The sequence below is a fragment of the Sphingobacterium sp. MYb388 genome (genome assembly GCF_037479535.1).
Classification (GTDB): Bacteria; Bacteroidota; Bacteroidia; order Sphingobacteriales; family Sphingobacteriaceae; genus Sphingobacterium; species Sphingobacterium anhuiense.
In genome coordinates, this window is sequence record NZ_JBBGYV010000007.1 from 119,208 (window position 1) to 143,945 (window position 24,738).

Sequence of the window (24,738 nt, forward strand, 5' to 3'; positions counted from 1 at the left end):
CCTTAGTCATTATGTTAAAAAAAATAATTAAAAGGCCAGTATTGGCTACAGTTATATCCATATTGCTGGTTATTCTGGGAGTCGTGGCTATGCTCGGTTTACCCATTACCAAATTTCCTGAAATCGCCCCACCAAGTGTTACCGTAATGGCGACTTACCCAGGTGCCTCTGCCGAAGTAATTGCTAAGGCAGTAGCACCGCCATTAGAAAATGCCATCAATGGTGTAGAAAATATGGACTTTCTTACTTCTACATCCAGTAATGACGGTAGTTTGATGATTACTGTTGTTTTTAAATTAGGAACAGATCCGGATCAGGCTGCAGTAAACGTACAGAACCGAGTATCGCAAGCAACCAGTATGTTACCTGCAGAGGTTAATCAGATCGGTGTAAGCACACTAAAAAGACAGAATAGTATGGTGGCCATGGTTACGCTATACTCCGATGATAATAAATCAGACGAACTTTTTATAGAGAATTATGCTAAGATTAATATTGTTCCAGAGCTAAAGCGTATTACAGGAGTCGGTGATGCACAGGTATTCGGTAACAAAGATTACTCGATGCGCGTTTGGCTCAATCCTGCTCAGATGGCTTCCTATGATATCACGCCGCAAGAAGTGTCTGCTGCGATCCAGACTCAGAATATTGAAGCTGCTCCAGGAAGATTTGGAGAGAGTACCAAGGAAGCTGTAGAATATGTAATCCGATATAAAGGAAAGCTGGCTGAAGCAGCCGATTACGAAAATATTATCATACGCGCAAATGCTGATGGTTCCGTGTTGCGTCTGCAGGATGTGGCTAAAGTTGAGTTTGGGTCGTACACCAATACGGTTGCCACAGCGTATAATAAGAAACCGGCGATTATGATTGCCCTTTATCAAACAGCTGGTTCAAATGCCAATGCAGTAGAGATAGAGATGCAGGAACGTTTAAAGGAGCTTTCAAAGTCATTTCCCGCAGGTATTAAATACACTACGCCGTACTCTTCTAAGGAATCTTTAGATCAGTCTGTTGCTCAAGTTATCACCACCTTGCTAGAAGCTTTTGTACTCGTTTTTATTGTTGTATTTATCTTTTTACAGGATTTTAGATCGACATTAATTCCAGCGATTGCAGTTCCGGTTTCTATTGTTGGTACATTTTTCTTTATGCAGCTGTTTGGATTCTCGATCAATCTATTGACCCTTTTTGCACTCGTACTAGCGATCGGGATCGTTGTCGATGATGCCATCGTTGTCGTAGAAGCAGTACATGCTAAAATGGAGAAGAAAAAGTTAAATGCAAAAGCGGCGACAATGTCTGCAATGAGTGAGATCACAGGCGCTATCATATCGATTACGCTTGTGATGTCGGCAGTATTTATACCCGTTGCTTTTATGGAAGGCCCTACAGGTGTGTTTTATCAGCAGTTTGCTTTGACTTTGGCAATGGCGATTCTGATCTCAGCAGTTAATGCACTAACCTTAAGTCCTGCATTATGTGCGTTATTATTAAAATCGCACGATGGGCATCATGAGGAGAAGAAAACAAATTTTAAAGAACGTTTTTTCGCAGGATTTAATGCAGCTTTTAATAAACTGACATTTCGTTACGGTAAATCTGTCCTTTTCTTAATAAAACGTAAAACTTTGGCATTCTCAGGACTGGCAGTGCTATTGGTATTGTTTGTATGGATGTTCCGTACCACACCGACAGGTTTTATACCCGATGAGGATCAGAGTTTTTTAATGGCCATGGTCAATACGCCACCAGGTGCATCTTTGGATCGGACAACTAAAGCCATAACCGATGCAGAATTAGAAATTCAGAAGCATCCTTCTGTAGAATCGGTGATCAGTATTTCGGGTTTAAATATGATGAGTTTTAGTACTTCATCTTCTGCAGGGGTATTGATGATCCGTTTGAAACCACTCAAAGAAAGGGGAGAAGTTAAAGATATCAATCAAATTTTAGTTGCTCTTCAAGGACAGTTACAAGGAAATCAAAGTGCAAACTTCTTTGTATTGGGTATGCCGACTGTATCGGGGTTTGGTAATACTTCAGGATTAGAAGTTGTTCTACAAGATAAAACCGCGGGCAGTTTAAGTAAATTTAGTGAAACGGCCAATGGATATATGGGCGCATTGATGCAACGACCTGAGATCGCATTTGCCTTTACCACATTTAATGCATCCTATCCACAATATGAAATGGTTGTTGACGAAATGAAGGCCAAACAGCTTCACGTGAATGTCTCCGATTTAATGACCTTGATGCAAGGATATTACGGAAGTATGCAAGCATCCGATTTTAATCGTTTTGGAAAGTATTACCGTGTTGTCATCCAGGCATCTCCTGAGTTTAGATCAGATCCTTCTTCTTTGGATGGAATTATGCTTAAAAATCAATTGGGACAGATGGTACCGATTAACAGTTTGGTACAATTAAAGCCTGTATCTGGTCCAGAAACAGTAGAGCATTTTAATTTATTTAATGCCATTAACATTACCGCGATGCCAAAACCTGGATATAGTACTGGTCAGGCCATGCAAGCTATAGATGAAGTTAGTGCTACTTTTTTACCCAATGGTTTTGCGCATGATTGGAAAGGAATGAGCCGTGAAGAAAAATCATCCAGTGGCCAGACTGCTGCTATTTTTGGATTATGTATTGTTTTTATATACTTCTTGTTATCAGCGCAATATGAGAGCTATATTCTGCCTTGGGCAGTTTTGATCAGCATCCCCTGTGGTCTGTTGGGCGTATTCGTAGGAATTGGTTTTGCAGGTCTATCCAACAACATCTATGTACAGGTTGCTTTGGTTATGTTGATCGGACTACTGGCCAAAAATTCTATTTTGATTATTGAGTTTGCTATTCAGCGCAGACGCGCAGGAAAGAGTATCGTAGCCGCCGCTGTTGAAGGTGCAAAGGCAAGACTTAGACCGATTTTGATGACTTCACTCGCGTTTATAGCTGGTTTGATGCCGTTGTTATTTGCAGTAGGGCCTTCGGCGATCGGGAACCATTCCATCGGTTATGCCGCAGTATTTGGTATGCTTGCAGGAACTGTGTTCGGGGTGTTTTTAACACCGGTCTTGTTCGTCGTTTTTCAATACCTGCAGGAACGTATGAGTGGAAAGCCTGCGGAAGAAAGCGATTGGGAGTATGAAGAAACAGAAGTTTCACATTAAAAGTAAATCAAATGTTAAGCATTAACATAAATATGAATAAAATAAATATGACTTGCCTGTGTCTCACCTTAATGGTAACGGCTGCCTGTAAGTCTGTGAAATATGTTCCTAACCCAGTAGCAGTACCTGCAACATTTACGCAGGATAATCGAGTGATTGAAAGTGATAGCAGTTCCATTGCATCACTGTCATATAAAGAGTTCTTTAGTGATCAGATTTTATTAGATCTTATCGATACCGCGCTTATGAACAACAATAATCTACAGGTGGCTATTAAACAGATTGATATAGCAACCGAATCTATGAAACAGGCAAAATGGGGTTATTTACCACAGATTGGATTGTCAGCAGGAACGGGAACGGTAACCAGACCATCTGATAATAGTATGAATGGTATGATGGCTGGTCAATTTATGGGAAAAAAATACATGGAGGATTACACAACTGCAGTAAATATTTCTTGGGAGGCAGATATCTGGGGTAAGATCAAGGGACGTAAAGAGATGGCGCTGTCCAGTTATTTACAGACTCAGGAAGCCAGTAAGGCAATTCAAACACGCTTGGTTAGCACCATCGCACAGGGATATTATAACCTGCTGATGCTTGATTTGCAAAAAGATATCAGCTTGAAAAATTTGAGTTTAATCGACAATATTTTACAGATGACGCGGGTACAGCATGCTCTGGGACTCACGACACTTTTAGCAGTGCAGCAACAAGAAGGTAACCGAGATCTTGTGTTAAAATCTATTCCGGTATTGGACGAGCAGATTATCATTCAGGAAAATGCTTTGCAGGCATTGGCAGGTCGCATGCCGGGTCATATAGAAAGAAAAACTTCTTTAGTCACTTTAAAGGCAAAAGATCATCTCGCAACAGGTGTTCCTGCTATGATGCTGGCTTTACGTCCGGATGTAAGAACTGCAGAACTGGAAGTCCAAAAGTCATTCGCACAGGTGCATGTTTCTAAAGTAAGCATGTACCCGAGTTTAAATATTACAGCACAAGGAGGATTAAATGCTTTTAAAGCAAGTGATTGGTTCAATATCCCAGGTTCGTTATTTGGAGCCTTAACGGGTTCACTGACGCAACCAATAGTACAAGGTCGACAGCTAAAGACAGCTTTCAATCAAGCCAAAATAGCAAGTGCACAAGCGGAAATCCAGTTTAAAGAAAGTGTATTACAGGCAGTAGGAGAAGTATCCAATATTCTAGCCAGTATGGCATCTTTAAAAGAGCAGGAAGAAATATCACGCGGCCTGGTTGCCCGCAATCAGGAGATGATTAAAAATGCAGATATTCTCTTTAAGAATGATATGGCAACGTATTTAGAGGTGATAGCAGCGCAGCAGAGTAAGTTGCAGGCCGAACTCGATAATGCAGCTATTAAGAGTCAAAGGCTCTACACCGAAGTCAATTTATACCGTGCCTTAGGAGGGGGTAGACATTAAAAGAATAGTACGTGGTAAGTCTATTATATCTGTTTAACGAGTGTCCTGAGCCCTAGCGCTTAGGACATTTTTAACCGTGAAAAGATAATTAAATTTTATTTAAACACAACAAAATCAAGTAATAAGTGTTTAACGATGTACTCTGGTAGCTTAAGACCAGAAAATCAATAATAACGAGAATTCTAATCCATTAATTTTAAATATCACTTAAATACAACAAAATGAAACAACAAGTGAATGAAGCAAAAGGTAAGCTGGGAATATTAATTCCGGGTTTGGGTGCAGTAGCCACCACATTGATCGCAGGTGTCGCAGGTATCAATAAGGGGTATTCAAAACCCATAGGTTCAGTATCACAATTGAGCCGCATTCGTTTAGGAAAACGTACAGAAGATAGAAATCCTTTGATTAAGGACTTCGTACCCTTGGCAAAATTAGAAGATATTGTGTTTGGAGGATGGGATGTATATGCCGATAATGTCTTTGAAGCAGCTTCAAAAGCACGTGTTTTAGAACCTTATCAATTGGAGCAAGTACGGGCGGAGTTGGAGCAAATTAAACCTATGAAGGCTGTTTTTGATCGTAATTTTGTTAAGAATCTCGATGGAAAGCATATTAAAGAGGGACTTACACGAAGAGCTTTGGCCGATGCTGTACAAGCTGATATCCAGAACTTTAAAAAAGAAAATAACTGTGACCGTATCGTAGTACTTTGGTGTGGCTCAACTGAAAAATATATTGAAGGAAATGCTATTTTTGATAGTCTGAAAAATTTTGAAGATGCTTTGGATCAAAATGATCTGCGTATTCCACCTAGTATGATTTATGCATATGCAGCTTTAAAGCAGGGCGCACCTTATGTTAATGGCGCACCAAATTTAAGTTGTGACGTTCCTGCCATTGTGGAGTTAGCACAGTTGATGCAAGTAGCAATAGCGGGAAAAGATTTTAAAACAGGTCAGACTTTGATGAAAACAATTGTTGCTCCCGGTTTACAGGCTCGCGCATTAGGAGTTGAAGGCTGGTTCTCAACCAATATTTTAGGAAATAGAGATGGACTTGTATTAGACGATCCGGAAAATTTCAAAACAAAAGAAGTTTCCAAGCTAAGTGTGCTTGAAGAGATTTTGGATGCTAAGAAAAACCCAGAGTTGTACGGTAATCTATATCATAAAGTACGTATCAACTATTACCCGCCACATGGCGATAATAAAGAAAGCTGGGATAATATTGACATTTTTGGCTGGATGGGATACAAAATGCAGATAAAAATTAACTTTTTATGCCGTGATTCTATTCTGGCCGCGCCTGTCGCATTAGATCTAGCGTTATTTATAGATCTGGCACAGCGTGCAGGTATGTTCGGTATCCAAGAGTGGTTATCGTTCTATTTAAAATCTCCACAGACTGCTCCTGGATTACCTCCAGAACACGATATTTTTAAACAGCTCATCAAGTTGCAAAACACGTTGCGCCATATGATGGGGGAAGATCTGATTACACACTTAGGTCTGGATTACTATCAAGAGCTAGTGGATAGCATGTAACGCATTATACAATTTACAACACCCTTAAAGTATTTTTAAATACTTTAAGGGTTTTATCAATTAAGATGGAGTACGCAATTATAGCTGCCGGTGAAGGGCAGCGATTAAAGAAGGAAGGATTTAAGAAAGCAAAGCCTTTGTTGCCTTTGTTAGGTGTTCCGATGATCGAGAGACTGATCAATATTTTTGCAGCGCAGGGGGCCAGATCTGTTTTCATTATTATCAACGGAAAGAATAAAGAATTACATAAATTTTTGGTCAAACATGAATTTAAAATTCCTATTCATTTGTTGATCAAAGATACCGTGAGTTCCTTACATAGTTTTGTTGCTCTGCAAGAAGCATTTCCCCATTGGGATTCCTGCTGTCTTACAACGACAGACACGGTGTTTGAACCGGATACCTTTGGCCAATATGTAGAGGCATTTCAGCAGGGAGATATGGACGGATTATTTGCTGTTACTCCTTTTGTTGATGACGAAAGCCCTTTATATGTGACCGTAAATAGCGATAATAGAATTGTTTGTTTTTCAGATAACAAATATCCGCAGGCAGCATTCGTATCGGGTGGTATTTATTGTTTACGAAAGAAGGCCATGCAGGCTGCTGTTGAATCCTTAGCCGCAGGCAATCAGCGCATGCGAAATTATCAGCGATTCCTTATCGATAAAGGATTTATGATCAAAGCGTATCCTTTTGCCAAAATTATTGATGTGGATCATCTACATGACAGGGAGACGGCTGAATATTTTTTAATGGAGCAAAAGAGCCAATCATGAGAGTATACGCAATACTAAGGAAAAATGATTTCTCGCCAAATCATGTTAATAATGATACAGCAATTTTTCAAGCAGTAATCGGATTACTGGAAAAAGAAGGTGTTAATATCACCCAGGTAACAGAAGATGATTTTCTTTCTCTGAAAGGTTATCAAAAAGAACCCATTATCACAATGGGAAGATCCAAAGCATTAGTGCGTTATTTGCAAGAGCTGGAGCGTAATGGCGTTTTGATTATCAACTCATCATTTGGAATCCAGAGCTGCTATCGGACTATTATGACAGAAAAACTGTTAGAAAATGATGTGCCTTATCCAGCGAGTGTAGTTGTTAATACCCACGATGATATAGGAGATCTGTTTGATCATTATGGCTTACCGGGTATATGGATAAAAAGAGGCGATTTTCATGCCGTTCATAAGGAAGATGTCAGTTTTGTAAGCACTAAGGACGAAGCAAATAATATATTGGCAGAATATGCTTTGCGTGGTATTGATGACGCTGTCGTATCGCAACATTTATTTGGCGATTTGGTAAAGTTTTATGCAGTCTCTGGGACCGATTTTTTCTATTGGTTTCATCCTTATGATCTAAATCATCATAAATATGCCGCTTATGAGCAAATAAACGGTGCAACAGCACATTACCCTTTTGATAATGAGGCTTTAAAACAGGCAGCGGAACGAGCAGCTGAAGTTTTGGGAGTCACTATCTATGGTGGAGATGCTATCGTACAAGCTGATGGAAGTTTTCATATTATAGATTTAAACGATTGGCCAAGCTTTGCGCCCTGCAGAGAACAGGCCGCAGAAGCAATAGCCACTCATATTTTTGGAAAATTTTCTGAATTTATAGATCGGATGATCTTTAATGAAGAAGATAAAGATGATCGGAATTATGTCTAAATCAGAACATACATTATTTGAACAGTCACTCAAATCGAATGACACAGAAGAGCGAATCGATATTTGGTTCTACAGGCCGATAGGTTACCGTATCGCTAAGTTTTGTGCCCGAATAGGAGTGACACCCAATGCCGTGACGATCACCAGTATATTTTTTGGTGTAGGAGCCGGGATTCTGTTTTATTACGGTGATTTATGGATCAATATCATCGGCATGCTATTATTGGTATTTGCCAATTCTTTAGACAGTGCAGATGGACAGTTGGCCAGGATGACTGACAATAAAAGTCGGTTCGGAAGAATTTTAGATGGATTTGCAGGAGATTTCTGGTTTGCGGCCATTCATATTGCTTTATGTTTACGATGTATGAATGAAGGTTGGTCTGCCTGGATTTGGGTACCAGGTGTTTTAGCTGGAGTATCCCATGTATTTCAATCAGCAATGGCTGACTATTATCGCAATGTCCATTTGTATTTTATAAAGGGAAAAGCAGGTAGTGAACTAGATAATTCGAAAGAGCTTCAAGCAGAGTTGGACAAAATGAGCTGGAAGAAAGACTTCTTTCAAAAATTCGTATTGAACGGTTATAAGAATTATACCACCATGCAGGAGAATTTTTCGCCAAAACTGCAACAGTTATTGCAGATGGTTAAGCATAAGTATGCCGACCAGATGCCAGCATCATTTGTCAACGCATTTCGTATCCGTAACCGTCCATTGATGAAATATACCAATATCGTACAGTTTAATACACGCGTACTGTTTTTGTTTCTATGGATCTTTATTGATCAGGTCTGGTTATATTTCTTTTTTGACATATTTATTTTAAATCCGATACTGATCTATATGTGTAAAAGGCAGGAGCAAGTAAGTGCTCATTTCATCGATCAATTAGCGACAAATCAATATGATGAAAAACATATATAAGCTTATTTTCTTGATCATTGGAATAGCTACACTTGCTTATATGATTTTCAGTATTGGTCCAGTAAATATTTGGAACAATCTGTTGCAGACCGGGTGGTGGTTTGTGCCCATATTGCTAAGTTGGTTGGTGATCTATGTAATGAATGCTTTTGCTTTTAAATCAATCATTGAAGAACCGAACGTTCCTGAAACGAAACTGCCCTTTATCAAAATTCTACAGTTGACAGTAAGTGGCTACAGCATTAATTATGTTACACCCTTTGTCGCTTTAGGAGGCGAACCTTACCGGATCATGGAATTGAAACCACATTTGGGAGAAGCAAAAGCGAGCTCCTCGGTGTTGCTGTACGGTATGGTGCATATTTTATCGCATATTGTTTTTTGGCTGGTTTCCATCTTTTTGATTCTAGCAGTAGTCCCCTTAAGTGCGAGCATGCTGATCGTCTGTTTATTTATTTTATTCTTTGGACTCGGTATTTTTTGGTCCTTTTCAAAAATTTATAAACGGGGATTTACAGTCACTATCGTACGCTTTTTTCAAAAGATTCCATTTGTAGGTAAGTACGCGCGTACATTTTATGAAGATAAAAAAACAGTACTCGAGCATGTTGATCAGCAGATCCAAGATTTATATACACAGCGTAGACCACAATTTTTTGTAGCACTCTTTTGGGAATTTTTCGCTCGGGTTGTCGGTTGTGCCGAACTTTATTTTATTGGAATAGCACTGGAACTCGATATGAGTGTGATTCAGGCTTTTATTGTTAGTTCAGGATCTTCGCTTTTCGCTAACCTGATCTTTTTTCTACCTATGCAATTGGGTACACGTGAAGGAGGATTGGCAATGGCAGTCACAAGTATTGGTTTCTCCGCATCGGTAGGTATATTTATGGGATTGGCAACCCGTATTCGTGAAATTATTTGGATTGGTATAGGGTTGATTTGGATGAGTATTGTCCGCAAAGATTATAAATTAAGATGATGAAAATAACAGGTATAAAGGGATTATTATTTGATTACGGCGGAACATTGGATACCAATGGAAGACATTGGGCAGCTGTTTTTTGGGAATATTATCAATTTTATGGAGTAGCGACCGATAAGTCAGGTTTCTACGATGCATATGTATATGCTGAACGAAAAATGGCTACAAATCCTATTATAAAGCCACTTTTTAATTTTAAAGATGTGCTTTTAGCTAAGATAACAGCACAATTTGAATATTTAAATATGACCTCTCTGGTAGATAGTGTCGGATTGCAAATTGTTAATGCCTGCAATAAATTAGTAGAAGATTGTCTTGATCACGTTAGGCCATTACTTGATACTTTATCGAAACAATATAAAATGGTGATGGTATCTAATTTTTATGGAAATCTGGAACATGTTTTAGATGATTATCAGTTGCTGCATTATTTTGAGGCCGTTGTCGAATCTGCACGAGTTGGAGTACGTAAGCCTAACCCTGAAATCTATACTTTAGGTGTTTCAGCTTTAGGTATACCTGCAAATGCATGCCTGGTGATTGGAGATTCCTATACCAAAGATATGGAACCAGGAAAAGTGAACGGTTGTCAAACACTTTGGTTGAATGGAGAAGGTTGGGAGGAACAACCGCTTCATTCAACTTCATCAGCAGACTATACCATAACAGATATAGCACAACTGAAGGAATTCTTGGTATAATTTCTTTTGTTGTATTTTGGAAATCTCCTTCACTGTTGGCTTTCTTGATTTCCGCCGACAGTGATTGGAGATTTTTATTTCGCTATTATTTTAAGTGCTGGTAAAGGATTGAATCCTTCGGCACGAATTGACCAATTTCCATCCTTAGGGAATCCAGGATTTTTTGAGGATGAACCATCCCAACCACCGGCCATCATGGCAATTGCAGTTAGTAATCCACCATTTGATGGAAAATAGGGAAATGGACCACCTGTGGCTAAACCATGCTGGTCAAATTGAAAATTATTACTAGGGTGAAGTAGCAAATCGATCGCCAGTTCCGGATAGCCACAACGAGCAGCAGCCATAGCTAGCATGGGAAAGTCCCATCCCCATGTGCGATCAAAGTTCCAGGTTTCCAACACTTTTTTAAGTGTACGTTTGAACGTTTCTGGATCTACACCATCTCCAGGAAGCATACCATAAGTACCAATTAGTCCAGGGTGTTCGTAATTATATTTTTCCCACATGTCTGGTATATTTTCATAAGTTTCATATAAGCCGTTTTTTTGAGGTAGGGGGGCGAGTTTATCCTGTACATTTTTCCATTTTTTATTTATTGGCATGCCAAGTCGCTCGCGCCACTGTTGTGCTAAGCGTAGTCCTGTACGCCAATAGCTTAATTCAAATGTCGGGTTTTTGGTTACTAATGGATCAGAATTTTCCGATACTAAGTATAGAGGAGGACCTAAATCAAATTGATTTTTTGTTTTGTCATACGAAGCATAATCTGCCATAAAATCTGCAGTTGCAAATACCACATCTCTCCATTTCGTTAATGTTTCCTTGTTCGTATGCAATCGGTAATCGAGTTCCGCAAAATAAATGGGATGGGGTTGTTGCCATACAAGTGTCGCATGAATTAAGTCTGGCCATTCTCGATCGATATCACCAGTACACTTGGGCCAGCGTACTCCTTGATATCCTTGATTGAGTGCCCTTTCTGTTGATGTTTTTAAAAAATTTTGATATGTCGAAAGACTTTTATCCCACAATGCCCATCTGTTCCAGAGCGCATAATGTACGCAATGCCACCAAATCATTTCAAAATGGAAACGACCAAACCAGCCATTATTGACCAGACCACTTTCTTGTGGAGGTAAAGAGCCCGACTCATTTAGTCGCATCAGGTATTGCGATAGTACAATTCTTCGTTCCAACTCTTTCCATCGCCGATCTTTGCTCTCAGATAGATCGATAGCAGCTCCAGAATTCCAGAATGCTTTCCATGATTTTTCACTTTCTTCAAAAAGGTTTGAAGTGATGGGTACCTGAATATCGTTAGTTTGATTTGAATAAAGACAAGTGAAGGAAAGTTTTGCTGTATCTTTGGGTATAAGTTCAAAACGATGCATTTGTTTTGTCTTTATCATCTGAGCATCAGTCGCCCATTTAATGGAAGCGCTATAATGTGTGCTATTCATTGTACGGTCTATACGTACAGAATTTTTTTCTAAATTATGAAGTGTGGAGGTATGTTGATCACCGCCATCATATACACCTAGGTAATTCTCATATCCCTGTTCTATGGCATAAGGAAATGCAAAGAAAACGGCAAGTTGCCCCTTCCCGATAAGTGCACTTTCAATCGATACCCCAATTGCATCGCTATCGGGATGACAAGCTGTTTTAACATGGACTGGTACACCTTCAAATACAAAACTGCTGCTAATGATTCCTGTCCAGAGATCAACTTCTTGATGGGTATGTGAAATATCATTCTGATTTGCCAGTTTACCATCATTTCGAATTAGTTTGAAACCTATACGCCCTAAATTGAAACGATGCGGATTTGCTGCAAGCCAGTTGGATAGTTGTTCCTGTTTTGGATTTGGAAGATCGTAAGGAACATCTTTGCCATTGGTTTTGAGAGTAGTCTTTTTGAAGTCACTTTCCTTCATACCTTGTGGTAAAGGACTACTGTGCCAACTCCAGTTTGATAAAGTGTTAAATGGTACAAATGTTTGTAAACCGGTAATATCCACTGCAAAAGCAAATTCACCATTACCAACCTGTGCTGGACTCAATAGATCAAGTTTGTTGGTTACAATCCGATGTCTATCTACTACTGCTTTTCGATCAATAGCAATTTGTCCAGAGGTTTGATGTAGAAAAAAAGGTATACATAGTAAGCAAAAGAAGAATCTTTTCATTATAATCGGTTTTGGACAATAAGATAAGGAATAAAACCCATTCCATTGTTAATCCAGTATGAATAAAAGGCTGTAATTTCCAATTTTTACAAGTATGTATGTACAATCTAGTATTTACCCTTGCATATGTACGTACAAAGTTTTATTATTGTATTATAGATGAGACGCGTGATGCATATTAAGTGTAGTTAAATTTTAATTATACCTGCATGGCATCGATTGAAAAATCGATATTTATTTTAAATCTTGTCAAATAATTACCTTTTAAACCAGTGATGATTGTGTCTATTTTTAATTAAATATTGTCGTTATGATCCCATTTTTGAATTGGATCAGAAAGCAGATGTTTTTTTAAGAATAACCAATAAACTAAACAGTATGAATAAACGAAATAAATTTTTAGTAGCAACAGGATTATTTTTTCTTGCTTTTGGACAGGAGGCCTTAGCACAGCAAAATGTAATTTGGCAATTGGGTAAACCTGATGGTTCGAGTGCAGAATTTGCATTAGCACCAGGAGATTATAAGAATTTTTTGGCTCATGATATGGGATATGAAGACAGACAGGTGATCATTGGTCAAAGTCAGCTAAATACGGAATTGCCCTATGTTCTTCCGGGGCCCGCAAACGAATGGGGGGGTACAGGGCCTACTTCAGGTTTACGGACTCATTTCCTTAATTTCTATTACGCTTTGGATAAAGCATCTGGCAATGAGCCTTATGTATTGGAAGTAGACCTTGTGAATTCGGATCCTAAAAATCATCCAACCTTGCAGCTATCTATTAATGGTCGAAATTATAATTATGATATTACTAATGGAGCCGGTACAGGACAACCTGGAGTTGGAGCTTTGGGGAAGAAGAAGCTCATCATAAAACCTGATCCGTCTGTAATTCGCGCAGGATATAACCATATCACTTTAACCGTTTTGAAAGGTGGATGGGTTGAATTTGATTCTTTTCGTTTGCTGGGGCCAGCAAAATCCAAATTGATCACAAATTATGATGCTTTGGTAAAGCAGATCAAGGTTGCTGATTTCGAATCTAATGGTCCTAAAGGACGTGTGCAGAATCTTTTGGTAGAGGTGCTTCGTCTAAAAAATGCCCAGCGTATCCGGGTTCTTATAGATGGTAAATCTGTCTATCAAGGAAGTTTAGACAAGGGCTTATCCATGCTCGAAGTTCCCCTTGATCCCGTAAAAAAACGAAAGCAAAGTATATGTGAAATTTACATCAATGATAAATTAACAGATCGTTTGCAGGTGACACGAGAACCGAAAAGACTTGGAGGTGCCTCCGACTATGTTAATACCATGATTGGTACAGCGCATTCGCGATGGATGATTGCCCCGGGACCCTGGATGCCATTTAGTATGGTGAAGATCAGTCCTGATAATCAAAATATTGGTTGGCAGGCAGGTTATGAACCCTCAATAGAATCGATCGGTTCCTTTAGTCATATCCATGAATGGACAATGGGAGGGTTAGGAACCTTTCCTACATCAGGAAAACTGCAGGTTAAGGTCGGAGATCAATACGACCCCGAATCAGGATATCGCTCACAGATTGATAAGACAACCGAACGTGCTCCATTAGGATCCTATCACGTCAATTTGACCGATCACGATATCGATGTGGACATAACACAGACAACGCGAGCAAGTTTTCAACGTTATACTTTCAACAGATCCGATACAGGCCGGGTGATGATCGACCTCAAAGCTAACGGCGAGTATCCATACCAGATTTTAGATTATAAACTAAAGAAAGTATCAGACACTAAGATCATTGGGTATAGCAGTCAGCTATCTGAAAATGTGTGGTCTACCGATGCAAAACAAGATTACATTGTTCATTTTGCAATCGAGTTTGATCGTCCCATTATCAACTTCGGAACATGGAAAGGTGGCCAGGTCAGTTCTGGCCAAGATGGCGAAGGTAAGCAGGTGACAGAAGCCGGCATGTTTGTTGAATTTGATGTCAGGAAACAAAAAACAGTTCAATTGCGCACAGGCATATCCTATGTTAGTATCGAAAATGCCGAAGAGAATTTGCATCAGGAAATCACCCAACCTTTTCAATGGTCTTTCGATCAGGTTGTAGCACATCAACACGATGTCTGGAATGAGTTACTCGACCGCTTGGAAATCACCTCCGACGATTATTTGGAGAAAGAGAAATTCTACACCAATATGTACCGTGCACTTGCCAGTAGAAACACATTTAGCGATATTAACGGGCAATGGCGAGATTCACGTGAAGAAGTTCGTACACTCACTAACAGGAATGATCTGGCACTTGGATGTGACGCATTCTGGAATACCTTTTGGAATCTGAATCAATTTTGGAATTTGGTGACTCCTGAATGGTCAAACAAATGGGTTAAATCACAATTAGCGATGTACGATGCCGACGGCTGGTTAGCTAAGGGACCAGCAGGAATGGAGTATATACCAGTGATGGTTGCAGAACATGAAATTCCGCTGATCGTCGGAGCATATCAGATGGGAATTCGTGATTATGATGTAGAAAAGGCTTTTACAGCCGTTAAGAAAATGCAGATGACCAGCCCGCTGAAATTTGAAGGCGGATTTGCGGGCAATAGAGATCTAGATGTGTATTTAAAATATAAATATGTACCATCAGATCTGGGCCGTTTTTCCAATAGTTTAGAATATAGCTATGATGACTGGACGGTAGGTCAATTTGCCAAATCATTAAACAAAACTTACGATTATACATATTTTAATGACCGGGGAACCTGGTGGAAAAATGCAATCGATCCATCAACCGGCTATGCCCGGATGAAAGATTCAAAAGGCGAATGGTTAAAAGACTTTGATCCATTTAAATCTGGAGCAAACCATCATTACGTAGAAGGTAATGCATGGCAATTAACCTTCTTTGTCCCTCAGGATCTACCTGGGCTTTCCAAATGGATCGGTGAAGATGTGCTGTTAAAGCGATTGGAATGGGGATTTGGAGAAAGTGAAAAATGGCGTTATAATGGGCCAAATGATCAATACTGGGATTACCCCGTTGTACAAGGTAATCAGCAATCGATGCATTTTGCCTATATTTTTAATTACATGAACAAACCTTGGCTCACGCAAAAATATAGCCGTTCTATCGCCGAAAGGTATTATGGACAAGGCATTTCCAATGCCTATCTCGGTGATGAAGATCAAGGACAGATGAGTGCATGGTATATCATGACTGCAATCGGTTTATTCCAGATGGATGGAGGTACGCGAAGCAATCCGGTATATGAAATTGGAAGCCCCATGTTCAAAGAGATCAAAATTAAACTGGATAACCGATACGGTAGAGGAAAGCAATTCGTGATCAAAGCCAATAACAGCAGCAAACAGAATATCTACGTGCAGGCCGCAACCCTGAATGGAAAGAAACTTGATACATTTTATTTTGATGCTTCCGAGCTTCTGAAAGGAGGAGAGCTTGTCCTAGAAATGGGGTCTGAACCAAATAAACAGTGGGGGCTTATGCATCATTAAACCATTGATTCAGGTAGGTTATGTATAACCATCATTAAAAAGCTCATCTGCAATAAAATACAGATGAGCTTTTTAATGATGTGTTCATCCAATGCATGGGATGCTATCATCAGCTACTATGCCGATAGGTAGCGCTTTTGCATCATCTATCGCTAAATCAGCAACATCGTTTAATGCTTTCAATCGATCAGCTTCATCAAAATTTTCAAGAGGTCCAATAAAACTACTTTGAATCGAAGTGATACCACAGTATTCCAGAATACCATTTTTCAATTGAAGCAATCCACTGGATCCATAAACCTCTTTATAAGTTTTTAGGTTTAGATCACCCGCTGTAGTTATGATTCTAGCAGTCTTGTTTTGAAGTAAGCCCACATTTAGACCCTGTTTAGACTTTCTAAATGTAATACCGGGTAGAAATGCTCGGTCAAAAAAACCTTTCATCAGAGCAGGCATGCCGAGCCACCAGAGTGGATGAATCCATACCTGATGCTCACCCCATTGAATGGTTTGCAGCGCTTGGAGCAGATCGGGCTCCAGTTCCATTCTCTGCCTATAGCCAAATTGTAAATTAGGATTAAAGTCCAAATCCCCAAGAGCAATATAACGTACTTCAGCACCTGATTCTTTCGCCGCTTTGATATAAGCATTTGCCAGAGCACTATTGAAACTTAATTTATCCGGATGCCCGTTGATAACAACTATTTTTTTCATTTTTTCTGATTGATAATTTTCTTAAACAGTTCGATTTGCTGTGCATAAAAGGTTTCCGATAATAGACAAGGGAAAAAATCAAAGGCATGTACTGCACCTTTTATTTCCAATAATTCGACCGAAGTGCCAGCTAAACATAATTTTTCCGCATACAATTTTCCTTCATCTTTTAAGGGATCAAATTCACAGACAACGATGGTCGCATGGGGTAAATGATGAAAATTAACTTCACGCAATGGCACCCCGTATCTGGGGACATGGGTTCTGCCGTTCCATAAATAATGCTTCCACATCCATGTAGCCGCTATTTTTGTTTGCATCGGTGCTTTTGCTAAACTGTCCATCGATGGACTCTTCAACGTATCGCACATAGGAGGATAAAGTAAATATTGATGTTGGATCATCTTATTCTTTTTATCCCGGGCTAGGTGAGTAATCGATGCAGCGATTGTCGCACCTGCACTGCTGCCACCGATAATGATCATATTTTTATTTCCATCCAGTTTGCTCGCATTTTCATAGAGCCATAATAAGGTATCGTAGCCGTCTTCAATAGCTGCAGGGAAAGGATATTCTGGAGCTAATCGATAATCGACAGAAACGATAAGCATACCCACTTCAAGTGCTAATTCAAAGAGTATAAAATCATACTGCTCCGGAGTTCCATATATAAATGCGCCACCATGAAAATATAACAATACCGGTAAATCTTGCTTAGCTTTTGGTTTGTAGATTCTCAAACGTATCGGTTCTTCAGACTGGGAAGAGGGAATTAGCATATTTTCAACAAGTAATTGCTCTGGTATAATCAAAGGCTCTTCGTTTAAAGACAAACGTAGTTCTTCCGCTCTGATTTTTGTAGGATCGTTTTGTAGCAGATATTCATATTTTATTTTACTGTAAGGACTAGCAGCAATAGCCTCTAATAATTCTGGATCTATATTCCCCAACATGATTTCAAATTGCTTTAAAATTGTACAGCCACTTTACCTACCGTTCTCCCAGATTCAATTTGCAGATGCGCTTCTCTCATCTGATCAAAATTGAAAACATGTGAGATATGAGGTTTCAGAATACCCGTTTCTAATAAATGCGCAATTTGTTGCATAGCCGCTCCATCACTATAGACAGACATAAAAAAGCAGGCGTGAAGATTTTTTTCACGAGCTTTTAACTCATCATCTTTCGTATGTCCCGATGGCAGGGCTACGATAGTGCCAAAAGGTTTTAAAACCTGAACTGATTTTTGAAAATTAGCACCCCCCACTGACTCCAGTACAAAATCGACATTCGAAAGGACCTGTTCAAATTCCGTTGAGTTGTAATCAATATGTTCATCAGCCCCTATGTTGAGCAAAAAATCACGATTCTGTACCGATGATGTCGCGATGACATAAGCGCCCATATATTTTGCTATCTGTACTGCGAAATGACCAACGCCACCAGATGCGGCATGAATCAATACGACATCATGAGTGCGCAGTTTTCCATATGTGGTAAATGCTTGCCACGCTGTTAATGCAGCCAAAGTGCTGGCAGCAGCTTCAATATGACTGATCCGATTAGGTTTTAAGGCAAGATGCGATTCCGGTGCCGCAACAAATTCAGCATAAGCACGTCCATGTCCGACGAAATTGACCATTCCAAATACTTCATCACCAATCCCAAATTTTTTAACCAAACTTCCAACCTCTATTACCACTCCAGAAACATCCCATCCCAAGATCAATGGATCATACCTGATTAAATCTTCTGCAAGAGGAGCTTGTCTACTGCGGACCTTAACATCCACAGGATTGACACCAATTGCTTTTACTTCAATCAGTACTTCATCCGGTTTTAATATAGGCTTTTCAATATCCTTATAAATCAGATTTTCTACCTCGCCAAATTTTTCTAACACAATTGCCTTCATATCTTAATTTTTATTAGCAAAAATAGACTGAAAAAGGAGGTGAAAACAGGTACAATTAAGTGTTATTTGGGTACCTTTGCATCATGGCAAGAGAAAATATCTATCAATCCTTAGAAGTTTTTTACGAACAAGTTTCAGTATGTCCTTTACGTGATCGACAGTTTAATTTCTTTGAACTCGTATATGTTATCTCCGGCAACGGAAAACACGGTGTCAATGGAAATAAATTTGATTATTTTCCAGGAGACTTATTTCTTTTGACACCACATGATTGTCATGAATTTGATCTCGATGGAATGAATGAGTTTATGGTCGTACGCTTTGGCGAAAACTACATAAAAGAATATCAATGGAAAAGCATCGACCATATAGAATGCTTATTATACAATGCCTCTCATTTGTCGGGATCTGTGCTCGTCAATAAGGAAGACAAGCAGATGGTCAGCTTGCTGATGCAAAATCTTCAACAGGCATGCGAAGAGCATGGGCATTATAATGAAGATTTGAGAAGGCATCTGGTCAATGCCATTCTTGTCATAGCAGCAAGGAATATTGCGATTGTTAAACCAGAGCATATTTCACAGACTGCAGATACACGCATACTGCAATTATTGGATTATATACAGGAAAATATACGGCAACCCGAATTTTTAAAAATAGGAGTAATGGCCGAAAAATTTGGACTATCTTCCACTTATCTCGGAAGCTATTTTCGTAAACAATGTCATGAATCTATACAACAGTATATCTCTTCGTATCGGATCCGCTTAATAGAACATCGATTAAGGTTTAGTGATAAAAGAGTTCATGAGATTGCACATGAATTTGGATTTGCGGATGAAAGTCATATTAATAAGTTTTTTAAACGCCATCATGGACTGAGTTTAAAAAAATATAGAGAGAAAACGGCTGGATAACAAAATAGAAGCAGATATTTGAACGTAAGCTTATTGATTAAGAAAGAACTGAGTATGTAGTGTATTAAATTTACGGTGCCCCAATATACTAGTTCGTTATTTTTTCACTTGAAATCATTTTTAAAATAGGGTTATCTTGACTATAAGGATTATTGACCAATGTAATTGAGTCAGCCGCATTAACTAAAAATTCAAAACTATATTTATCATCATTCGTTACAAACTGCCATAGTGTGGTGTCATTCTCACCTCGTAACGTATATCTTTTACCTTGTGCTACGAACAATTTTTTATTCCTGTTATCAAAGATACTGATAGAGAACTGTCCATCACCACTATATTCTTGATTTAGAACGATTAATGTGTATTGAGAAGATGAAGCATCTTTTCCTTCAAAAGTACGGATCAATAATTTTCCCAGAGTGGAATCAGTTTTAACCGGTTGTATGGCGGTTAAATTGCCGATTATTGAACTATCTGTCACTTTGGATAAGCTATCAGTTGTCTTTTTATCGTTTACTTTAGTAGTTTGATTTGTACATCCCAAGGAGATTATACTTAAGAAAAGGATGGTATTTCGTATAGTCATCTGTTTACGGAATTAATCTTATAAATAGTCTCTATTTGCGTTCTTTAAGGTATTTTATTTTTTTAAGTACTTCTCACAAGGCACTTTCGAGCACGCTCTACACTTTATAAATATAACAAATTAATCCGAAAATAGGATGTATGTCTTGATCTTCAATTGATCAGGATTTAAATCTTTATAGGAATATTTTACTCTTTTCTCCAGATACTCAATACATCCTGCCAATTGCTCATTTTCTTTTTTCATTCCAATTAATTTGAGCATTTTCGATCCATAAACCAAATAGAAATGAAAAGAACACTTTTATTATTGCTGCTACTTTTATTTTTTAAAACCTGGGCACAGGACCAGCAGGGGAATGACTACTTTTTCGGAGATAATTTTCATTTTCATGGTTTTTCAACAGATAAGCGGATGATGGTACGCAATGATATCGTCTATGTCAAATCAGCTAAATATCTATGGCATGTCTATGGTAATTTTGATAATAAAGTAAAATTACCTGGAGCTGGCCTGAATAATGTTCCCAATTCCCCAATATTGCTCGGTATAAAATTGAGCCCTAAACTTAAAAACTATTTTACGGCACCTGTTCAAAACATATCCAAAGTCTACTATAGTTATATTGTACCCGATAGTTCCGATGCTATCATTGTCGCTATGGGGATTAATAAAGATAATTATAAGGATTATGTCTACCGGGTCGTAGAGCATGATAGCATCGAACTAGTTCCCTGGTCTCCGATACCTAAATTGTCAATGGAGTATGGAGCCAAAGTCCCTTATGGTGCTATAGGCACTTTTAATTATCCCGGAAAACAGATCCTTGTAGAGGTCAGGCATAAGAAGAATTACGGCATCAGAGATGGTTATATCATTGACTGGCGTAAAAATAATCGCCCCGTACTGAAGCAGCTGGTAGCAAGAGGATCAGGAGAATACGGGTATTTCAATGTATTAAACGACTCTTTGAATAAGGGGCAGGTTCAATCCTATGATACGCATACTGGAGTTCCGGTAGGATGGACCTTTCAGAAAGATAGTATTACTGAATTTGATCTAGAATTTGAGAAGCATGAGACCGTTCCTTATTCCATTCATTTAATTAAAAATAGCAATGGTCAGGTGGATACAGTTCGTCTGGAGTGGTGGACACAGTTAGACAAGTTTACCATTTCAAATCAATATTTGAATGAAGTAGGTCAGTATGAGCTGCTGGTGCATAAAACCGGAGATCTTTCGGAATATAAAGATAGCGAGATCTTGCGCATTTCCTATCAAATAGTGCCGACAGCAATAAAGACCACACAAGCGGTGTGGCCTATCATATGGCCCTATCTTTTAGCCGGTTCAATTATGGTATGTGCTGGATTCTTCATGATGAGGTCTCGAAGTCGGAGAAAGATGAAGCAAGTACAGCAGCAAAAGCAGGCGGTTACACTACAGATCAAGAATATTCAGGCACAGTTAAATCCCCATTTTATGTTCAATGCTATCAATTCCATTCAAAATTTGATTCAAAAGAATGATTTGATCGGAACCAATCATTACCTAAGTAAATTTGCATCGGTTACTCGCGCAACATTAGAAAATGCAGAAAAAGAAATGAATCCACTAAGTGAAGAATTACAATTATTGGACGATTATTTACAAATGGAACAGTTAAGGTTTGGTTTTCATTATCAGATAGAAAATAAAATTTCTGTTCATGCAGATCTCATTGAAATACCAACTATGTTATTACAGCCTATAGTTGAGAATGCCGTAAAACATGGTATCGCTATATTAGGAAATACAGGTATGATCAGTATTATCATTGATCAGCTTGGACAGACCATGCGTATTTGTGTCGAAGATAATGGAGCCGGATTTGATTATACGGTTGAAAATAATGAAAGTGGATATGGTCTTCGATTGAGCAAAGAACGTCTAAATTTACTTAATAAGCTTTATCCAGAAAATACATTTCATATTGAGATTAAGACTACTAACAATAAAACTCAGGTCTGTATCCTAATTTCTAACTGGATTTCTAAAAATTAATCAGATGATCAGATATGTAATTATAGACGATGAGGTAAACAACATCGAAATATTAAGTTCTTATTTAGAAAAGTATAGGGATAATCTACAGTTGGTCGGTACAGCTACCCATGCTGACGAAGGTGTTTTACTGATAAAAAATACACAACCGGAGTTAATTTTTCTAGATATTCAAATGCCTCAAAAAAATGGTTTTGATCTGTTACAGGAAATAGGAGAGCGTAGTTTTGAAGTGATTTTTGTAACGGCTTATGATAAATTTGGAATTCGGGCTGTTAAGTTTTCAGCATTGGATTATCTGCTCAAACCATTGAATATACAAGAGTTGGAAGAAGCATTGTATAAAGCCGTTGAAAAAATTAAGCAGAAGAAATACAATGCCAATCTGGAGAACTTAATCCAGAATCTCAATAACAAGCAACATGATGAAGATAAAATTGCTTTAAGTACTGGAAGAGAAACCCGGTATATTGCCGTTGCTCAAATTGTTCGATGTCGTGCAGATGATAATTATACCGAGATCTACCTGTCGGAGGGAGAACCAATTGTGATCAGTAAGACCCTTAAAGAATACGATGAAATGTTAAGTCAATATGGATTTATAAGAACACATCAGAGCCATCTCATAAATCCGAAGCATGTGTTGGGGTATACTAAAGGAGATAATCCGGCAGTTCATATGCAACATAATTTTTTGGTACCAATTGCCAGACAGAAAAAAGAATATGTATATCAAATTTTAAACCAGATTATAAAACCATGAAAACTCTTATTATTTACTTTTTTAGCATCGTTTTTCCAATAGCTTTATTTGCTCAGGGAAAAACTCATCCAATGCCACTTACAGATGCGGCTTTTGATACACAATCTACTCATCAAGTACAAGCTCAGATAAAGGGAAAAGTGTTACATGCAAGCCCGCCCGATCTCGAAAGAATTACGATTAAATATAGCATCGTGAATGCTGGAAATCCTTTTCAATCAAGTTATACAACCAAAGTAGCTCCAGATGGCACTTTTAGTATTGTCATACCAGATAAATTAATGAATCAGCAAATATGGTTCACGTTTGGAGAATATGCATATATCTGTATCTATTTAAATGAAGAACTGGAGCTCACCTTCGATCTGGACAAATTGAAAAAGAAATTTGTTTACTGGAATGGCGAGGGAGTTACTTTTGGTGGTAAAGATGGTAAAAAAAATGAGGTGATGAATAATTATATATTATTCGATAAAAAACATAATGAAAGTTTTTCAACGAAATTGCAGGATCTAAATAAAAAAGATACAGCATTCTTAACTAATCTAGATAGCTTATTTGCTGTTCAGGATCGTGTTAATGACATGTTCTATACTACATATGGCGATACTTATCAATATTTAGTCAAAAGTGAAACAGCGGCCAGTTATTATGAAGAAAAATTGAAATATTTACTTGAAAACAATATTCAAGTAAAACAGATAGAAGACTTACTGACTCCTGTTTACGCGATATCAAATAACTCACGGGCATATATACAATTTTTGAATTATTATGTAAGATCCTCTTTTAAAACTACCGGTCAAAAATATAGTCATGTCAATCTTGCTAATTACTGCGATAGCATATTACCGGCAGCTTACGCAGATTTAATCAAGTTACAGCTAGAAGATAGAGATGTTAAACTTCAGCGTGATCTTTATAAACAATTAGCACCGACCCTGCATTTCAAGTGGTCTAGCGAGTATGTACGATCTCAGATTGCCATGTTGGACAGTAAGATTGAGAAAATTGATTCAATCAACCAGGCATCAACTGTTAAAGAAAATGTCAAAGAAAATGTTGCATCAACGCTTGGAAAACACATATTAAAAACCGGATCTGGAGCATTACTTTATATCGATGAACATCAATCTGGGGCTGATTTTTTGCGAGATTTGAAATCTACATTTCCAAATAAACTTGTTGTAATTGATTTTTGGGCAACCTGGTGTATCCCATGTATTCAAGCAATGCCTTATAGTAAAGAGCTACATAAACAAGCAAAAGAAGCTGATTTACCAATTGAATTTGTCTATATCTGCACATCATCCAGTTCAAGTGAAGAGAAATGGAAAAATAAAGTGCTTGAAATAGAGCAGCCCGGTATTCATGTATTTGTTAATGAAAAGGTGACAAGCGAAGCGATGAATTTATTTAATAAAGGTGGTTTTCCTTCGTATATTATGCTAAAACCTGATGGAAGCTATGATTCCGAAACGATTACCAGTATGCAGGGATTATCGTTAGATATGTTGAAAGCACAACTCTGATTTAGAGATCATGATGAATAGGATGATCATGTAATTCAGACCATTTATTATTATCTTTTGTGTTAATAGTTTAAAATGCCTTTAC

General features: G+C 38.3%; 19 protein-coding genes. 13 read left to right on the forward strand and 6 right to left on the reverse strand.

Annotated elements, in window-relative coordinates; genetic code table 11:
- The first annotated feature begins 11 nt into the window (after positions 1-11).
- From WH188_RS19775 to WH188_RS19810, 8 genes are all read left to right on the forward strand, one after another.
- Complete coding sequence (locus WH188_RS19775; RefSeq protein ID WP_168126350.1) at positions 12-3,176, forward strand: efflux RND transporter permease subunit; 3,165 nt, start codon at positions 12-14, stop codon at positions 3,174-3,176.
- Positions 3,177-3,208: 32 nt separating this feature from the next.
- Positions 3,209-4,627, forward strand: a complete 1,419-nt coding sequence (locus WH188_RS19780; RefSeq protein WP_168126351.1) for an efflux transporter outer membrane subunit — start codon at positions 3,209-3,211, stop codon at positions 4,625-4,627.
- Between the two features lie 221 nt (positions 4,628-4,848).
- Positions 4,849-6,174 (forward strand): inositol-3-phosphate synthase, encoded by a 1,326-nt coding sequence (locus WH188_RS19785; RefSeq protein ID WP_168126352.1) that lies wholly within the window; start codon positions 4,849-4,851, stop codon positions 6,172-6,174.
- Between the two features lie 65 nt (positions 6,175-6,239).
- Positions 6,240-6,953 (forward strand): nucleotidyltransferase family protein, encoded by a 714-nt coding sequence (locus tag WH188_RS19790; RefSeq protein WP_132840354.1) that lies wholly within the window; start codon positions 6,240-6,242, stop codon positions 6,951-6,953.
- A complete protein-coding gene (locus WH188_RS19795) occupies positions 6,950-7,858 on the forward strand; it encodes a hypothetical protein (protein WP_132840352.1) in 909 nt (302 codons plus the stop codon). The genes WH188_RS19790 and WH188_RS19795 overlap by 4 nt, the downstream gene beginning before the upstream one ends.
- On the forward strand, positions 7,851-8,786 hold the full coding sequence (locus tag WH188_RS19800; protein ID WP_168126353.1) for a CDP-alcohol phosphatidyltransferase family protein: 936 nt from the start codon (positions 7,851-7,853) through the stop codon (positions 8,784-8,786). The genes WH188_RS19795 and WH188_RS19800 overlap by 8 nt, the downstream gene beginning before the upstream one ends.
- Complete coding sequence (locus tag WH188_RS19805; RefSeq protein ID WP_168126354.1) at positions 8,767-9,768, forward strand: lysylphosphatidylglycerol synthase transmembrane domain-containing protein; 1,002 nt, start codon at positions 8,767-8,769, stop codon at positions 9,766-9,768. The genes WH188_RS19800 and WH188_RS19805 overlap by 20 nt, the downstream gene beginning before the upstream one ends.
- Complete coding sequence (locus WH188_RS19810; protein ID WP_237682718.1) at positions 9,765-10,472, forward strand: HAD family hydrolase; 708 nt, start codon at positions 9,765-9,767, stop codon at positions 10,470-10,472. The genes WH188_RS19805 and WH188_RS19810 overlap by 4 nt, the downstream gene beginning before the upstream one ends.
- A gap of 74 nt (positions 10,473-10,546) precedes the next feature.
- On the opposite strand, the gene WH188_RS19815 is transcribed toward WH188_RS19810, so the two are convergent.
- Positions 10,547-12,664: a hypothetical protein gene (locus WH188_RS19815; protein ID WP_168126355.1), complete on the reverse strand. Its 2,118-nt coding sequence runs from the start codon at positions 12,662-12,664 to the stop codon at positions 10,547-10,549.
- 378 nt (positions 12,665-13,042) lie between these two features.
- Between WH188_RS19815 and WH188_RS19820 the strand changes: the two genes are divergently transcribed.
- On the forward strand, positions 13,043-16,180 hold the full coding sequence (locus tag WH188_RS19820) for a GH92 family glycosyl hydrolase (protein ID WP_339424580.1): 3,138 nt from the start codon (positions 13,043-13,045) through the stop codon (positions 16,178-16,180).
- A gap of 84 nt (positions 16,181-16,264) precedes the next feature.
- Here the strand turns inward: WH188_RS19820 and WH188_RS19825 are convergent, their stop codons facing one another.
- Genes WH188_RS19825 through WH188_RS19835 form a run of 3 tightly spaced genes read right to left on the reverse strand, consistent with a single transcriptional unit; the run spans position 16,265 to position 18,809 of the window.
- Positions 16,265-16,894 carry an NAD(P)H-dependent oxidoreductase gene (locus WH188_RS19825; RefSeq protein WP_168126357.1) on the reverse strand — a complete coding sequence of 210 codons (630 nt, stop codon included), beginning with the start codon at positions 16,892-16,894 and terminating at the stop codon, positions 16,265-16,267.
- Positions 16,891-17,847 (reverse strand): alpha/beta hydrolase, encoded by a 957-nt coding sequence (locus WH188_RS19830; protein ID WP_206368239.1) that lies wholly within the window; start codon positions 17,845-17,847, stop codon positions 16,891-16,893. Before WH188_RS19830 ends, WH188_RS19825 begins: the two co-directional genes overlap by 4 nt.
- A gap of 14 nt (positions 17,848-17,861) precedes the next feature.
- Positions 17,862-18,809: an NADP-dependent oxidoreductase gene (locus WH188_RS19835; protein ID WP_168126358.1), complete on the reverse strand. Its 948-nt coding sequence runs from the start codon at positions 18,807-18,809 to the stop codon at positions 17,862-17,864.
- 83 nt (positions 18,810-18,892) lie between these two features.
- Between WH188_RS19835 and WH188_RS19840 the strand changes: the two genes are divergently transcribed.
- Complete coding sequence (locus WH188_RS19840; RefSeq protein ID WP_206368241.1) at positions 18,893-19,726, forward strand: AraC family transcriptional regulator; 834 nt, start codon at positions 18,893-18,895, stop codon at positions 19,724-19,726.
- 88 nt (positions 19,727-19,814) lie between these two features.
- Here WH188_RS19840 and WH188_RS19845 read toward each other — a convergent pair whose 3' ends face one another.
- Together WH188_RS19845 and WH188_RS19850 are read right to left on the reverse strand one after the other, a co-directional pair.
- Positions 19,815-20,315: a hypothetical protein gene (locus WH188_RS19845; RefSeq protein ID WP_168126359.1), complete on the reverse strand. Its 501-nt coding sequence runs from the start codon at positions 20,313-20,315 to the stop codon at positions 19,815-19,817.
- A gap of 120 nt (positions 20,316-20,435) precedes the next feature.
- Complete coding sequence (locus tag WH188_RS19850) at positions 20,436-20,561, reverse strand: hypothetical protein (RefSeq protein WP_259192630.1); 126 nt, start codon at positions 20,559-20,561, stop codon at positions 20,436-20,438.
- A 42-nt stretch (positions 20,562-20,603) separates the two neighbouring features.
- On the opposite strand from WH188_RS19850, the gene WH188_RS19855 reads away from it, so the two are divergent.
- From WH188_RS19855 to WH188_RS19865, 3 genes are read left to right on the forward strand one after another with little or no spacing between them, the layout of a single operon-like run.
- The gene (locus tag WH188_RS19855; RefSeq protein ID WP_168126360.1) at positions 20,604-22,358 is read left to right on the forward strand and encodes a sensor histidine kinase; all 1,755 of its coding nucleotides are present in this window, start codon (positions 20,604-20,606) and stop codon (positions 22,356-22,358) included.
- Between the two features lie 4 nt (positions 22,359-22,362).
- A complete protein-coding gene (locus WH188_RS19860; RefSeq protein ID WP_168126361.1) occupies positions 22,363-23,121 on the forward strand; it encodes a LytR/AlgR family response regulator transcription factor in 759 nt (252 codons plus the stop codon).
- On the forward strand, positions 23,118-24,653 hold the full coding sequence (locus WH188_RS19865) for a TlpA family protein disulfide reductase (protein ID WP_168126362.1): 1,536 nt from the start codon (positions 23,118-23,120) through the stop codon (positions 24,651-24,653). The genes WH188_RS19860 and WH188_RS19865 overlap by 4 nt, the downstream gene beginning before the upstream one ends.
- The last annotated feature ends 85 nt before the right edge of the window (positions 24,654-24,738 follow it).

What these genes read in the sequence shown, in the direction of transcription:
- WH188_RS19790 (WP_132840354.1), top strand. Translation starts at nt 6,240, where the DNA reads ATGGAGTACGCAATTATAGCTGCCGGTGAAGGGCAGCGATTAAAGAAG.
- WH188_RS19820 (WP_339424580.1), top strand. Translation starts at nt 13,043, where the DNA reads ATGAATAAACGAAATAAATTTTTAGTAGCAACAGGATTATTTTTTCTT.
- WH188_RS19810 (WP_237682718.1), top strand. Translation starts at nt 9,765, where the DNA reads ATGATGAAAATAACAGGTATAAAGGGATTATTATTTGATTACGGCGGA.
- WH188_RS19805 (WP_168126354.1), top strand. Translation starts at nt 8,767, where the DNA reads ATGATGAAAAACATATATAAGCTTATTTTCTTGATCATTGGAATAGCT.
- WH188_RS19795 (WP_132840352.1), top strand. Translation starts at nt 6,950, where the DNA reads ATGAGAGTATACGCAATACTAAGGAAAAATGATTTCTCGCCAAATCAT.
- WH188_RS19865 (WP_168126362.1), top strand. Translation starts at nt 23,118, where the DNA reads ATGAAAACTCTTATTATTTACTTTTTTAGCATCGTTTTTCCAATAGCT.
- WH188_RS19825 (WP_168126357.1), bottom strand. Translation starts at nt 16,894, where the DNA reads ATGAAAAAAATAGTTGTTATCAACGGGCATCCGGATAAATTAAGTTTC.
- WH188_RS19845 (WP_168126359.1), bottom strand. Translation starts at nt 20,315, where the DNA reads ATGACTATACGAAATACCATCCTTTTCTTAAGTATAATCTCCTTGGGA.
- WH188_RS19830 (WP_206368239.1), bottom strand. Translation starts at nt 17,847, where the DNA reads ATGTTGGGGAATATAGATCCAGAATTATTAGAGGCTATTGCTGCTAGT.
- WH188_RS19785 (WP_168126352.1), top strand. Translation starts at nt 4,849, where the DNA reads ATGAAACAACAAGTGAATGAAGCAAAAGGTAAGCTGGGAATATTAATT.
- WH188_RS19815 (WP_168126355.1), bottom strand. Translation starts at nt 12,664, where the DNA reads ATGAAAAGATTCTTCTTTTGCTTACTATGTATACCTTTTTTTCTACAT.
- WH188_RS19850 (WP_259192630.1), bottom strand. Translation starts at nt 20,561, where the DNA reads ATGAAAAAAGAAAATGAGCAATTGGCAGGATGTATTGAGTATCTGGAG.
- WH188_RS19835 (WP_168126358.1), bottom strand. Translation starts at nt 18,809, where the DNA reads ATGAAGGCAATTGTGTTAGAAAAATTTGGCGAGGTAGAAAATCTGATT.
- WH188_RS19855 (WP_168126360.1), top strand. Translation starts at nt 20,604, where the DNA reads ATGAAAAGAACACTTTTATTATTGCTGCTACTTTTATTTTTTAAAACC.
- WH188_RS19860 (WP_168126361.1), top strand. Translation starts at nt 22,363, where the DNA reads ATGATCAGATATGTAATTATAGACGATGAGGTAAACAACATCGAAATA.
- WH188_RS19800 (WP_168126353.1), top strand. Translation starts at nt 7,851, where the DNA reads ATGTCTAAATCAGAACATACATTATTTGAACAGTCACTCAAATCGAAT.
- WH188_RS19840 (WP_206368241.1), top strand. Translation starts at nt 18,893, where the DNA reads ATGGCAAGAGAAAATATCTATCAATCCTTAGAAGTTTTTTACGAACAA.
- WH188_RS19780 (WP_168126351.1), top strand. Translation starts at nt 3,209, where the DNA reads ATGAATAAAATAAATATGACTTGCCTGTGTCTCACCTTAATGGTAACG.
- WH188_RS19775 (WP_168126350.1), top strand. Translation starts at nt 12, where the DNA reads ATGTTAAAAAAAATAATTAAAAGGCCAGTATTGGCTACAGTTATATCC.